This is a genomic window from Flammeovirga sp. SJP92, assembly GCF_001583495.1.
Classification (GTDB): domain Bacteria; phylum Bacteroidota; class Bacteroidia; order Cytophagales; family Flammeovirgaceae; genus Flammeovirga.
Window position 1 is genome coordinate 58,947 of the sequence record NZ_LQAQ01000061.1, and the last position, 14,818, is coordinate 73,764.

Sequence of the window (14,818 nt, forward strand, 5' to 3'; positions counted from 1 at the left end):
CTTACCTCACACAAGATGGAGCTATCACAACAATTATCGGCATTTAAAGAAACCCATCAATACAGGTCTTTGAAAGAGATTGACCGTAAAGATGGAGGTCATGTGCAATACCAAGGGAAAGACTTTATCAGTTTCACTTCCAATGATTATTTGGGTATTGCGTCTGACAAAGGACTTCAAGAAGCGTTTTTAAAAGAAAACCAATCTGATTTTTTCAGCTTTGGAAGTGCATCCTCACGCCTTTTGGAAGGACATTCTAGTATCTGTACGGAGCTGGAAAATACAATTTCTTCTGCGTATGGAAAAGAAGCGTGTTTATGGATGAATAGTGGTTATCACGCCAATATTGGTTTGATGTCAAGTCTTCCGCAAAAAGGAGATTTGATATTATCGGACAAACTGAATCATGCAAGTATAGTGGACGGATTGAAGTTGGCGAGAGCACAGTTTGAGCGATTCAGACATTTGGATTATGATCACTTAGAACGACTTCTAAAAAAGCACAGAGATAATTTCAATAAGGTATTTATTGTCTCTGAGGCCCTTTTCAGCATGGATGGCGATTGTTGTGATGTAAAGAAATTGGTAGCGTTAAAGCAAAAATATAACTGTCATTTGATCATTGATGAAGCACACAGTGTAGGTGCTTTTGGTGAAAATGGACTGGGTTTATGTGAAGCAGAAGGCAAAGTTGATGACATTGATGTGATTGTTGCACCTTGTGGAAAAGCATTGGGTGCAGTGGGTGCATTTGTGGTTCTATCAGCAGAATGGAAGGAGTATTTAATCAATACTTGCCGTTCTTTTATCTACACTACAGCCCTGCCTCCGATTAATACTGCGTGGTTGTTATTTACTTGGAAGAAAACCCAAAAAGCAGGCACTCTTCGCTCACAATTGGAGAACAACACCAATTACTTTATTCAAAAAGCGAAGGAATCAGGAATAGACACTGTTTCTACAACCTACATTCAACCCATCATAATTGGAGACAATAAAGATTGTTTGGCTTTAGCCGAGGCTCTAAATCAAGAGGGAATTATTGTGAGTGCTATCCGTTATCCAACAGTTCCAAAAGGAACCGCGAGATTGAGACTTTCTATCACTTCCAATCATACCAAAGAAGAGATAGACAAGGTATTGGACATGATTAATCACTACAAAAAATCAGAAACACATGCAGACACATTGGTTAAATAAAAAGGATTCTGATAGCGTCATTATCTTTTTTGCAGGTTGGGGACAAAGCAGGCATTATTTCGAGCAAAACTTAACTTCTGAAAAGGATGTTTTGATGGTCTGTCAATATGAAAACCTTGATTTCAACAGTATCATTGAAGCCATTACTCCCTATAAAGAAAAAATAGTAATTGGGTGGTCTTTTGGAGTTCTTGTGGCTTCAAGATTTATGGAAACTTACTCTGATTATAATTACTCTATTGCCATCAACGGTTCATTAAAACCGGTGGATGATACAGAAGGAATTCCAACCGCAATTTTTAATGGAACCCTTCAGCTTTTATCTCAAAAATCTTGGGAGAAGTTTGCGTTTAGAATGATCGGTGATCGTTTGGTGTATACCTCATTTATTGAAAATAACGATAGAGAAATCGATTCATTAAAAGAGGAACTCGCTTTCTTAGGACAATGTGAATCCCCATCGAAAACCGTCACTTTTGACCAAGTTTTAGTAAGTCAAAAAGATAGAATTTTCCCCTCTGACAATTTGATGAATTCATGGATTGCCAAGGGAATCACACCGCAACTAATCGATACACATCACTTTCCATTCCATCATTATCACACATGGGAGAGCATTGGTCAACTCAATCAAACATTAAGCTTATGATTACTGTAGACAAACAAAAAGTAGCTTCTCGTTTTGGAAAAAATGTAGGCACTTATGATAAAGAGGCATTTATCCAAAAAGAAATTACCAACGAGCTTTATAAGGAAATTGTAAAGCGTGAAACGCATTTTCATAAGGCATTTGAGATTGGATGTGGCTCTGGTTTTCTAACGAAACAAATAGAAAAAAATATCAGTGGTGATTATATCGTCAATGATCTTGATCCGCTTTGTACACATCAACTTTTGAGGGAGTTTCCAAGGTTACAATTTAAAGTGGGTGATATAGAAAATATTCCACTTCCTCAACATTTGGACTTGGTCATTTCTACTTCTGTTTTACAATGGATGGAAGATATTGATGCACTTTTGAAGAGAATTTATAATGCACTTGAACCTGAAGGACATTTTGCTTTTTCTACTTTTGGACCTTCCAATTTTTTAGAAATTAAAGCATTACTTAATCAAGGTTTGGAGTACCTATCTATGGAGGAATGGAAGTTCTTACTACAGAAAAATGGTTTCCAATTACTTGACGCTTGGGAGTGGAAAGAAGAATGCCTTTTTGATTCAGGAACAGCAGTATTGAAACACATGAAAAACACTGGAGTAAATGGTACAGCCAAAAATCAGAAAGTATGGAATGCTAGAATCTTACAACGGTTTAATACAGAATACCAAGATCATTTTTCTAAAAATGACAAGGTCACACTCACTTATCACCCTTTGTTTTTCATCTTAAAAAAATAAAATCATGAACCTATTTATATCAGCCATCAGTACGGATAGCGGGAAATCAGTAGTCTCAGCTATTTTTACTGAAGCATTACAAGCTTCTTATTGGAAACCTGTTCAAGCAGGATTTCCTACAGATACAGAAACAGTACACAAACTTCTTCCAACGAAGATTGATAAAATACCTGAGGCTTACCTTTTAAAATATCCAATGTCTCCTCACGCTTCAGCTAGAAGAGAAAATATCAAAGTGTCGTTGGATAACATCACATTGCCAGAGCACTCTAAAGAACACATGATTGTTGAAGGTGCAGGTGGTTTGATGGTACCATTAAATGATGACGAAATGGTCATTGACATTGCTGAGAAGTACAATTTGCCCATCGTATTAGTATCCAATACCTACTTAGGAAGTATCAATCACTCTTTATTATCCATTCGTGAAATCCAAAGAAGAGGACTTGATTTGGTCGGAATCGTATTTAATGGAGAGAAAAATGAGGACACAGAAAGCGTGATTCTTAAACATGCGAATGTCCCTTGCCTATTAAGATTACCTCAATTAGAAGACCTTGAGGCCGAAACCATTAAAAAGTACGCTTTGATCGTCAGAGAAAACTTAATTGCCAACAACATTATTACCGTTTCAGCACATGCATAAGAGTTTAGTAGAAAGAGATCAGAGTTGTATTTGGCATCCATTTACGGCTCAAACATTGGCTCCTCCACCACTTCCAGTAAAAAGAGCGAAAGGCACTAAAATCATATTGGAAGACGGAACTGAAATTATAGATGCGGTTTCCTCTTGGTGGGTCAATATTCATGGGCATGGCAATGAAGAGTTAGCAGAGACCTTAAAGCAACAGGCTTTAGATTTAGATCATATCATCTTTGCAGGTTTTACGCACGAACCTGCAGTAAAATTGGCAGAGCAACTTATTCCTCAGTTGAGAGGTGACCTTTCTCGTGTTTTCTTTTCAGATAACGGAAGTACTGCCAATGAGATAGCGATCAAGATGATCATTCAGTATTTCTACAACAAAGGAATACATACTCGTAAAAAGGTGATTGCTTTTGAGGGAGCCTATCATGGTGATACTTTTGGAGCCTTATCTATGGCAGATCGCTCACCCTTCTCTAAGCCTTTTGAAGATTATCTATTTGATGTGGATTTCCTTCCTTTCCCTACAGAAGAAAATTGGGAAGAAGTGAGAACTCGCATGGAAACACTTTGTCAAACGGAAGAGTATTGTGCTTTTATTTTTGAACCGCTTGTTCAAGGGGCTTCAGGGATGAGAATGTACAAAAGTGAGTGGTTGGATGAATTGATGGGAATTGCTCATGATCATGGTACATTATGTATTGCTGATGAGGTAATGACTGGCTTTTACAGAACCGGTGAACTCTTCGCAACGCATCACCTCAAAAACAACACGCCTGATATCATCACGATGTCCAAAGCATTGACAGGAGGAATTATGCCATTGAGCCTTACGATTTGTACCAATGAGATCTATGATGCCTACTTGACTGATGATGTATTGAAGACGTTCTTCCACGGTCATTCCTTCACTGGAAATCCATTGGCTTGTGCAGTAGCTTCGAAAAGTTTGGAAATGTTGCTGAGTGAGGAAAGGCAAACACAGATTAAAAATATTGTTGCTTCTCATAAAGTCTTTAGAGAAAAGATTAAATCCGCTCATTTCTGTAAGTCTGTAAGGCAAACGGGAACGATCCTAGCCATCGAATATGATAGTGAAAAAGAGACTTCATACTTCAATTCGATCAAAGATGAATTATATAAATATTTCTTGTCGGAAAATGTACTCTTACGTCCCTTGGGTAATGTAGTATACATCAATACAACCTATACCATCACAAAAGACGAGTTAGAGAAGGTATACAACGTAATCGAGGAAGTGTTTTCGAACGGAATATCGGTCGTTCAAAAATCAAATGTCGAGTTAACTTAAATTACGATGTACACCTTGTTTAAAGATGTAGATTTGAAAATATTTAACTCCAAAAGCATTTTAATTATATTATTTCTTGCTTTAGTGAAATAAAAATTGTTATTTAGTACACGAAAACAGCAATAAGAAATAGTTTTTGGGTTATTAAAGGAATTAAAAAGATCATCATTTTGTGATGATCTTTTTTTATTTAATTGTATTATTCCAATTTTAGGGAACCTGCTTTTCTTAAATAAAGAATTTCATAGGTTTATCTTAATCTTCTAACCACTCCCATTTGTATTCCCCCTCACCACTATAAAATACTGCAGAAGTTCCATCAGAGGAGCGAAATTTAACCACTTTTTCTCCAGGAGGAGTTACTTTCTTTTGTTCAGCACCATAACTCACCTTTACATTCTTTGCATCTTCAATGTAATAAGCAACAATATTACTAAGATCGTTACCACTACTACCAGAATTTTCACCTGCACCTAATACCATATACCATTCAGGTCTGCATTCTTTTAATAAAATAAAACCTCCCCTTTCTAAAGCAACATCTTCTATACGTATTAAGTATTCTCCACAACTTTCACCTCCATCAAAGTGTACTTCCAAAAAGAATGGGTTGATATCAGATATAATTGTATACTCTTCAGATAAAGATCTCATCGTATTAATTATCCCATTTGGTAAATGATAAGGAAAAGTGGTTTCAAAGCCAATCAACTGATCATTAATACGTAAACTAGTAAGTTTACTATCCAATTCTTTAATAACTTGAGGTAAACTATCATTTTCTTCTTGAAGAGAAACCAAATTATTTAAGGATTTGAGTTGGCTTTCTTGTTCTTGCAAACGATTTTGAAGTGAGGTATTCTTGTTATTTAAAGCTTTTATCTGCGATTGATATTGTGCTAGTTCTTCTTTCGAAGGACCACAAGAAATAAGTAGAAAGAAAAAAGAGATATAAAAATATTTCATGATTGTTTTCATTTGAGTCTTGAATATTAGTCTGCCTGCCAGTAAAGCTTTAATTTTTCATCTTCTAAGTAAGCAACAGAAGAAGAGAAATTGGTAAAACCAATATAGATCACTTGAGGAGATTTAATTACTGGCTCTGGCTCATCTTCTTTTATCCATACATTAGCAGTATTTGTAACTGATAAAGCCAGCGTTCCGTTTAGATCAAAACCATCTTTATTCAATTCATATCCAGCACCAAAAACATAGTATTTTTCAAAGTCTCCTCCCATAAAAACCGCCAATCCTTGCTTATTATTCTCTATGTTTTCAATGAAAATGGCATAATCCTCTACTTCATCTTCATTAAAATGCCCTTTAACATAAAAGGGATTTACTGCTAGTGAAATACGATAAGTATCAGAAAGAAGCTGAAATGATTTATATAATTTTGCAGGCAAATTAAACTCTAAGAATGGATAAAAAATCTTAGGATCTGTTTTCCCTTTTTTAGACAATCTATTGAAGTCCATTTTAAGTGTTCTAAATTGCCCTAACAATAATTCATTTGTTTCCCTTAAAGCTTCTTGATCCCATTTATCCGTCACACCTTTCAAGGTATTAATTTGAATATCCCCCTCCTTTACTTTGTTTTCTAAGATAAGGTTGATGGAATCCAACTCTGCTATTTTTTGCTGATAGAACTCAATTTCTTGCTTATGATTTTCACAGGAAAACAGAAACAATAAGAGTATAAAGTTTGTGTATGTTTTCATAGTAGCTGATAGTTAAAAAAATTCAATTAAGTACCCCTCAAAAAGTTTGCCTTAAAATTAGATCACCAAATAGATTCTCATATAAAAAAAATCGCAAGTGACAGCTCATGGACTAACACTTGCGACTTATATTATTTTGTTACTTGAATTAATAATTTGTTTAGAATTTCTTTCAGTTCCCTAAATCTTTCCTCTTTTTTAATAGTATACGCTAAATCTAAAAATTCTATCAGATGATCTTTATGGGCATCCCTAATAAATGAAGCTTCAAACACTCCTAATGATACATCTAACTTCATAATTAAATCCTCATAATACTTTAATTCTTTGAAAGCTTCTTTTCTATTTTCCTTGTTTTGATCTTCTATTAATGCGATTTCTAACGCATCTATTAAAGTTGTTTTTAGTTCCATATCGTTAATCGGTTTATTAAATGGGACATATAATTTACAACTAAAAAACTTTAATTGCAATATGATAGGGATTACTTCTAAGAAACATGGTGATAATAGAAGGCTTGAGAGTTTTATTACATAACCATATCGCAAGTGTTAAGCGACAGCGTCACTTGTGATTGCATATTGGCGAAGTCTCCCGACTTCGAAATACACCAAAAACTAAATCATTTCAACATCAAATATCACATACTTCTTCTCTTCATAATTTCGAGCACTAGAATAGAGGTAATCAGACGCCTCCACAACAAGACCATTACGTACAGGGTTTTGATGTATGTAATTAATTTTCTGATTTAAAATATCAGAACTATTGAGAATAATCGGATGATTATGTTGTTGCCAGAATTGATATTTTGAATTGTTTTTATTCCGTTGTCCCGTCCTTTCAAACATCCATAACATCCAATCCCTTCTACTTTCTGAAATATTACCTTGAATAGACTTAATGATATTTTTAGAAGTAAACTTTTTCAAGTCTCGAACTATGGATTCTAGTTTCACTTTACCTTTTGATGATATAACTAAATGTACATGATTACTCATCACTACATACGCATGGACAATCAATCCTTTTTCCTTCTTACAATACTCAAGGCTTTCAAATAAAATATCTCTGTATTCTTTTCTTGAAAATACATCAATCCAATGAACGACCGTCATCGTTACAAAATAGCATGCTGTCTGATCGAAAAATTTATAGTTTCTGCTCATGAATCGTTAGTTTTTGTTGCTTTATTTTCTAATTCTAAAGATAACAAAATCAGTAAGAATATCGCAAGTGTTAAGCGATAGCGTCACTTGTGATTGTGTATTGGCGAAGTCTCCTGACTTCGAAACAACACTAAAATAAATTGTTAGATAAGCAATGTCAAAATTTAGCTCACTTCATATTTGTTTAAAAATTTTGAATTGAAATGTGTATTTCGAAGTCGGGAGACTTCGCCAATAGTTAGTCACAAGTGGCGCCTATCGGCTTAACACTTGCGACATTTGAAGTATGTCATATTATATTCTCATTGTTACTATTCGACATTTATAAACGCTAAAACGAAAAGTAAATTAAAATTGAATTGGAATACACTATTTCTTACTACACTTCTAGTTTAAAACTAAGCAATTCATGACAAAATGTTTAGTATATAGACATTTTTTCATGAATTTTTAGTTTGGAAAAGTTTTGGCTAATATAAAATGGAAACAAATGTTTAATTAATAATCAATATTATGAAAAAAGTAATATTTACATTACATAAGGCTCAGTTCAAAGGAAACTTATCTCCGCATGGCGAAATTGAAGCAAATGAAAAACTATTTCCTTATGCTGAAAAAGAGTTTGGAATCAAAGTAGGAAGCAAAGGTTTACTTGATAAAAACAATGAAGAAGTGACTTTTATTGATGAGGATAAAATCATTTTCAATGAATTCACTCTCTATTCTAAAATTGAAGACGAGTTAACTTTTGACGAAAAAATGGCAATTCAATTTTCCCAAAGACAGAAGAAGTAATGGATATCAAAATCATTCCTCCTATTTCATTTGGATTTTGATGATTAAACTATGAATCAGGGGGAATTAATATAAAATGGAAAACGTTTGCCTTGCAAATCCATATCACAAGTGTTAAGCAACAGCATTACCTGTGATTGGATATTGTCTCCTGACTTCGAAACCTATCAAAAACCAATTTTAAAACAAATATCAAGTTAAGCTCGATATCATATTTGTTTTGTGAATATCGAAGTCGGGAGACTTCGCCAATGATTAGTCACAAGTGGCGCCTATCGGCTTAACACTTGCGACATGGTACCTATAACATAGATTTTTGACAAGCACAAAAAAAAACGGGTAACATCTCTGCTACCCGTCTTCAATATCAATATGTAAGCTAAGATTACTTGCTTACTTTTAATTTTACTTCTACACCGTCAAGGTCAAGTACTGTTGCGTCTGCAACGCTGTCTTCAACTGATAGAGAAACTGCTTGTGTTTCTTCGCAGATATAATCCTTGAATGATTCAAAAGCTCCGTTTACCAATTCATCACCTTTTTCGGCAACGATATTGATTTTGTCTTGTACTTCTAAACCAGTGTCTTTACGGATGTTTTGCACACGGTTTACAATATCACGAGCGATACCTTCTTTCTTCAACTCTTCTGTTAAAGTGATATCTAATGCTACTGTAATACCTTGATCTTTTGCCATTGACCAACCTGGGATATCATCCGAAGTGATCAATACATCCTCAATTCCAAGAACAACTTCGTTTCCGTCAACATCAAATGTGTAAGAACCTGTTGATTCAATTGCTTTGATGTCGTCTTGAGACATTTGGTTTACTGTTCCAGCGATGCCTTTCATCAATTTACCGTACTTTCTACCCAATGTAGCAAAGTTTGGTTTGATGTGCTTCACAAACATACCTTCGTTCTCTTCTGTCAAGAACTCGATCTCTTTGATGTTCACCTCATGAGCGATAACTGCTTCAACAGCTTTGATTTGAGCCGTTACTTTAGCGTTTACATCTGGAATCAAGATACGTTGTAATGGCTGACGTACTTTCAGCTTCTCTTTCTTACGGATAGAGTGCGTCAACGATGAAATTACTTGTGCCAAGTGCATTTTTTCTTCCAAGTCAATGTTGATCAACTCTTCATTTACTTTAGGGAAGAACGCTAAGTGTACTGACTCTGCTTGATCTTTACCTGTTGCTGCATTCAAGTCTTGGAATAAACGATCCGAGAAGAATGGAGCGATTGGCGACATTAATACTGAGATCGTCTCCAAACATGTATAAAGTGTTTGGTAAGCGGCGATTTTGTCAGAAGCATACTCACCTTTCCAGAAACGCTTACGGTTCAATCTTACATACCAGTTCGACATGTCTTCGATTGTAAACGCTTGGATGGCTCTTGCTGCTTTCGTTGGCTCGTAATCATTTAAAGCGGCATCCACTTCTTTGATCAACGTGTTCAAACGTGATAAGATCCAACGGTCTGACTCATGACGCTCTTCCATAGGAACTTCAGCTTCTGAATACGTGAAGTTGTCTAGGTTAGCATATAATGAGAAGAAAGAATACGTGTTGTATAACGTTCCGAAGAACTTACGTTTTGTTTCTTTTACGCCTTCTAAGTCAAACTTCAAGTTATCCCATGGATTTGCATTAGAAATCATGTACCAACGTGTCGCATCCGCACCGTGCTCGTCCATTGTTTCGAATGGGTTGATCACGTTACCTAAACGCTTCGACATTTTAGTACCTGTCTTATCCAATACAAGACCATTTGAAATGACGTTTTTGAACGCTACGCTGTCTTGAGTCATACCTGCAATCGCATGTAATGTAAAGAACCAACCACGTGTTTGATCCACACCCTCAGCAATAAAGTCTGCAGGGAAAGATCCGTCAAATACTTCCTTATTTTCAAATGGATAGTGCCATTGTGCATAAGGCATCGCCCCTGAATCAAACCATACATCGATAAGGTCTAATTCACGAGTCATTGGCTTACCGCTTTCTGACACTAAGATAATATCATCTACATACGGACGGTGTAAGTCAAATTCCTCCGTCAATTCACCGCTGTCAGTGATGTACTTCGGATCTCTTGGCATTACGCCTGCCGCTACTGATTTCTTTACTTGCTCTCCTAATTCTGCTACTGAACCGATGCAAATTTCTTCGTTACCGTCTTCAGTTCTCCAGATAGGAAGAGGTGTACCCCAATAACGTGAACGAGACAAGTTCCAGTCTACTAGGTTTTCTAACCAGTTTCCGAAACGTCCTTCACCTGTTGCTTTTGGCTTCCAGTTGATGGTCTTGTTCAATTCAACCAAACGGTCTTTAACAACAGTTGTACGGATAAACCATGAATCCAATGGATAGTACAATACTGGCTTATCAGTTCTCCAACAGTGAGGGTAACTATGGACATACTTCGCTACTAAAAACGCTCTGTTTTCCGTCTTTAATTTGATAGCAATACGAACGTCCATTGATTTGTAATCCTTCGCACCAGATACTTCGTCTTCTTCGTATTCTGCTTTTACGAATTGCTCACCGAACTCTCCCATTTCTTTTACATAGCGACCTGTTTTGTCAACTAATGGAAGTGGATTGCCTTTTTCGTCAAATACTACGATTGGAGAAATACCTGCTTGATTAGCTACTCTCTGGTCATCTGCACCAAAAGTTGGAGCGATGTGAACGATACCTGTACCGTCTTCAGTAGTTACATAATCGCCAGGGATTACTTCAAATGCTTTTCCTTCAGGTTTTACGAACTGTAATAATTGCTCGTATTTTACACCTACAAGTTCAGCACCTTTATATTCACCTACTACTTGAGCAGGAACTAATTTTGCACCTTTTTCATACGCATCGAAGTCCGCATCCAATTGCTTCTTCGTTACATAAGCATTCAAACGATCTTTGGCTAAGATCACTGTGATTGGCTCATGTGTATACGCATTGTAAGTTTTCACTTTTACATAATCAATCTTCTCTCCTACAGCTAGCGCAGCATTTGAAGAAAGTGTCCAAGGCGTTGTTGTCCAAGCTAGGATATACACATCACCGTGAGCATTTTCATATAAAGCAGCAGACTTGTCGTCTTTTTCTACTTTAAATTGTGCTGTGATTGTAGTATCCGTTACATCTCTATAACAACCTGGCTGGTTCAATTCGTGAGAAGAAAGACCAGTACCCGCTGCTGGAGAGTAAGGCTGGATTGTGTATCCTTTATAAAGAAGATCTTTATTGTATAATTCTTTCAACAAGTACCATAGAGATTCCATGTACTTCTTGTCAAATGTGATATACGGATCATCAAGGTTCACCCAATATCCCATTTGCTTTGTCAATTCATCCCATTGTGATTTGAATTCCATTACAGTTTGCTTACAAGCTGCATTGTAATCATCAACAGAAATCTTAGTACCAATATCCTCTTTTGTAATGCCTAACTCTTTTTCAACTTTCAACTCTACCGGTAAACCGTGAGTATCCCATCCAGCTTTACGCTTTACTTGAAATCCTTTTAATGTTTTGTATCTATTGAAAAGATCTTTTACAGCACGGCCCATTACGTGGTGAATACCAGGTGCACCATTTGCTGAAGGAGGTCCTTCATAGAAAACATGTGATGGATTGCCATCTCTTGTAGAGACAGACTTATCGAAGATATTTTGCTCTTCCCAATATTGACGGACTTCTTTATTCGCCGCAACTAGATCAAGCCCTTTGTATTCCTTAAATCCCATTGATTATAGAATGAAATTGTCTAATTTTTTTTGCTTTGCCTGCACACAAGGGTACAGATCACGCAAATATCGTAATTTGTTTTTAAATCAGAAACTAACTTTTGATGATCTTCGATATTATTTACAAGAAGGGATTAATATTCAAAGAAATAGTGATTTTTATAGAATCTATTTCTTTTAAAAGTAAGTGGTGTAAACCTTCAGAGTACTACTTTCAAGCTTCTTTGTTCTTCACTTTTGTCTTGAAACAAAAACGAAGCAAAAAATTCAAGGCTTTGAAGGCAAAGGAAGTTGATACAATGTAAACCAAGTTTTAGTTATTTATTCTTTTATTAGAAATCAGGAGATTTCTGATGATCCGTTGACACGAATGACGCTTTCGCTTAACATTCGCGCCAGTGGGTTTTCTACCATTTTTAGTTTGGTAGTGCTCCCCCGGCCTTGAAGGGAAAAGCGTTAAGAATTCCATGGATTGAGCCGTTAAAAATGATTTTCTTGTTTGAGCTTTAGCGAGTTTAAAATCATTTAGGCGAAAGGAATGGAATTTAGCTTTTGACTTCTAAGCCTAGATTTTTTGCTTCGTTTTTCATCAATGGAAAAATGAAGAAGAAAGAAGCTTGAAAGTAGGACATAAAAAGCTTGCAGAAATGTCGATTAACTAGATAATGAAAGCTTAGTTTACAATACAACCAACTTCTCATCTGTTATTTTAAACAAGGAATTTCCAAAGAGAATGTAGATCCTTGTTTTAATTCAGATGTTAATGAAATTTCTCCTTTCAATAATTTCACAAACCTGGCAGTCATTGGCAATCCAAAACCTAGACCTTCTCGATCTGGGCTTGGGGCCACAAAACTTTCGGGCATTCTAAATATTGAATCCATTTTTTCTTCTGTGATACCTGGGCCATGGTCTGTTATTGAAAGGGTAAAACTGCTTTCAGTTCTTTGAGATAAAATCTTTATTTCACCTCCTTCTGGAGAATATTTCATGGCATTGGACAAGAGATTTCTCACACTAAAACTTAGCAATTGATAATCGGTATCTAATATTGTATTGGAAGGTAAATCGATATCAAAAACAATTTTTTTACGGTCGATGACCTGCTGGTATAAGCTTAGGTTGGCTTCCAGAATCTCTTTAAAATCTACTTTTTCTATATTTAACTCTATTTTTTCGTCTTGCAACATGGCCCAGTTCAGAAGGTCATTGATTAATCGGATGACGTTATCAATTAGAATTTCAGAATTGACTAATTCTTCATACACGGTAGATTCCTTATCCACCTTGCCGATCAAGCCAAAAACTTGGTTTCTTACACTAATTAAAGGGCCTTTTGCGTCATGCCCAATCACTGAAAACATTCTGTCTTTAATTTGATTGGCATTGAGTAGTTCTTTTTGAGATTGAGACAATACACTATTAATCATCATCAATTCTTCGTTGTGATCTCTTGCTACTTTTGCTTTTTCTCTTTCAAGTTTTGCATTTTTTCTGGTTTGAATAAACCATAATACTAAAAGCACACCGCCCAACAGCACCACAATTAAAAGAACAATCAGGAGGCTGGTTTTCTCTTTTTCTTGTTCTAGAATAAGGTCTTTAATGTATTTATCTTGTCGTAAATCAATGATCTGTAATTCTTTAAAATAAGTATCAAAATAAGCATTGGAATAGGAGATCGCTTCCATTTCTTTCTGTTCTGTACTTTTGGATTGGGCAATTTTTGAGTTCCTTAATAACTCGTTGGATAACTTGAAATCTTTTCTTTTTACTGCTACTTCTGATAAACCTACTAATGCTTCTTCTAAGTTTTTAAAATCTTGGAAACGTTTGGAATACCAAATAGCTGAATCGTAATACATTTTGCTTTCAGCCAATTGATGATCTAAAAGAGAGATATCACCAAGTTCATTGAAAATAAATGCTTTATCAGAATCATAATTGTTTCCCATATTTCCCAAAGCTTGAAGATAATAGGATTTACTGACGGCATATTTTCCTTGGTTAAAATTAAATTTACCAAGGTTTTTAAGCACTAAATAATGGTTTTTGGTACTTTTGGATGAGAAAGATAGTGCTAGTAAAAATAGGGAATCGGCAGTAGAATACTCTTTCAGAAGCATTTGACTTTCTCCCATATAACTATAGATTTTTGATGCTCTCAATGAATCTTTTGATTCAATTGTATAAGGAAGTGCTTTATCAAAATAAACTAAGGAACGGTCATATTTCTCAATCGCAACGGCCAATCTTCCAATCTGATAATTCACCTCCGCAATGCAACTGCTGTCGTTTAAGTTTTGAGCTAAAACCAATGCTTTTTGAAGGTTATCATTGGCATTTAAATAGCTGTAATTATTATAATAATAGGCTGATAGTTTGATTAATACATTATAATTTTTTCGCCAGAAAACCTCCTCATCATTGCTATTGATAAATTGATCAAAAGTGAGGTTATTACTGTGCAATATCAAGTGATTTTGACTTATAGAAAGTAAAAGCTGTTCTGCAGTTTCTCTTGGAATTTCATTGATGTATTCCACCCCAACATACAGGCTATCCAATGACCTCTGATAGTTTTCTTTAAAAGTATAATACCTTGAAAGGTTAACGTAAGCGCGTACAATTTCATGCGTGGATGACATGTTAGTGGCCATTATTAAAGCCTTCTCTGCCATTTTATAACTTTCTAAAGGAGAGTCATAAAAAAGATCTTCTGCAGAATCATTGTAAAACTTAGGTGTTTCTTCAGCGTAAGCGTTAGTAATCAATAAAACTATTAGAGATGAAAGAATATATGGTAGTTTGTTAATCATG

At 35.5% G+C, this 14,818-nt stretch carries 12 protein-coding genes; 6 read left to right on the plus strand and 6 right to left on the minus strand.

Annotated features, from left to right (window positions below):
* The first annotated feature begins 15 nt into the window (after positions 1-15).
* Genes AVL50_RS13010 through bioA form a run of 5 tightly spaced genes read left to right on the plus strand, consistent with a single transcriptional unit; the run spans position 16 to position 4,556 of the window.
* Positions 16-1,200 carry an 8-amino-7-oxononanoate synthase gene (locus AVL50_RS13010; RefSeq protein WP_062616936.1) on the plus strand — a complete coding sequence of 395 codons (1,185 nt, stop codon included), beginning with the start codon at positions 16-18 and terminating at the stop codon, positions 1,198-1,200.
* A complete protein-coding gene (locus AVL50_RS13015; RefSeq protein WP_062616937.1) occupies positions 1,178-1,849 on the plus strand; it encodes a pimeloyl-ACP methyl esterase BioG family protein in 672 nt (223 codons plus the stop codon). Before AVL50_RS13010 ends, AVL50_RS13015 begins: the two co-directional genes overlap by 23 nt.
* A complete protein-coding gene (gene bioC, locus AVL50_RS13020) occupies positions 1,846-2,598 on the plus strand; it encodes a malonyl-ACP O-methyltransferase BioC (RefSeq protein WP_172826833.1) in 753 nt (250 codons plus the stop codon). Before AVL50_RS13015 ends, bioC begins: the two co-directional genes overlap by 4 nt.
* A 4-nt stretch (positions 2,599-2,602) precedes the next feature.
* A complete protein-coding gene (gene bioD / locus AVL50_RS13025) occupies positions 2,603-3,244 on the plus strand; it encodes a dethiobiotin synthase (protein WP_062616939.1) in 642 nt (213 codons plus the stop codon).
* Positions 3,237-4,556, plus strand: coding sequence for an adenosylmethionine--8-amino-7-oxononanoate transaminase (bioA, locus tag AVL50_RS13030; RefSeq protein ID WP_062616940.1), 1,320 nt, complete (start codon positions 3,237-3,239; stop codon positions 4,554-4,556). The genes bioD and bioA overlap by 8 nt, the downstream gene beginning before the upstream one ends.
* A gap of 255 nt (positions 4,557-4,811) precedes the next feature.
* Here bioA and AVL50_RS13035 read toward each other — a convergent pair whose 3' ends face one another.
* From AVL50_RS13035 to AVL50_RS13050, 4 genes are all read right to left on the minus strand, one after another.
* Positions 4,812-5,522, minus strand: coding sequence for a hypothetical protein (locus AVL50_RS13035; protein WP_157491323.1), 711 nt, complete (start codon positions 5,520-5,522; stop codon positions 4,812-4,814).
* A 26-nt stretch (positions 5,523-5,548) separates the two neighbouring features.
* Positions 5,549-6,277, minus strand: coding sequence for a hypothetical protein (locus AVL50_RS13040; RefSeq protein ID WP_062616942.1), 729 nt, complete (start codon positions 6,275-6,277; stop codon positions 5,549-5,551).
* Between the two features lie 131 nt (positions 6,278-6,408).
* Positions 6,409-6,690 (minus strand): hypothetical protein, encoded by a 282-nt coding sequence (locus AVL50_RS13045; protein WP_062616943.1) that lies wholly within the window; start codon positions 6,688-6,690, stop codon positions 6,409-6,411.
* Positions 6,691-6,894: 204 nt separating this feature from the next.
* Positions 6,895-7,446, minus strand: a complete 552-nt coding sequence (locus AVL50_RS13050; protein WP_062616944.1) for a transposase — start codon at positions 7,444-7,446, stop codon at positions 6,895-6,897.
* A 513-nt stretch (positions 7,447-7,959) separates the two neighbouring features.
* On the opposite strand from AVL50_RS13050, the gene AVL50_RS13055 reads away from it, so the two are divergent.
* The gene (locus AVL50_RS13055; protein ID WP_062616945.1) at positions 7,960-8,241 is read left to right on the plus strand and encodes a hypothetical protein; all 282 of its coding nucleotides are present in this window, start codon (positions 7,960-7,962) and stop codon (positions 8,239-8,241) included.
* A 385-nt stretch (positions 8,242-8,626) separates the two neighbouring features.
* On the opposite strand, the gene ileS is transcribed toward AVL50_RS13055, so the two are convergent.
* Both ileS and AVL50_RS13070 read right to left on the minus strand, forming a co-directional pair.
* Entirely contained in the window at positions 8,627-11,998 is a 3,372-nt protein-coding gene (ileS, locus tag AVL50_RS13060; protein ID WP_062616946.1) for an isoleucine--tRNA ligase, read from the minus strand.
* 704 nt (positions 11,999-12,702) lie between these two features.
* A complete protein-coding gene (locus tag AVL50_RS13070; protein WP_062616948.1) occupies positions 12,703-14,817 on the minus strand; it encodes a HAMP domain-containing sensor histidine kinase in 2,115 nt (704 codons plus the stop codon).
* Position 14,818: the final 1 nt, after the last annotated feature.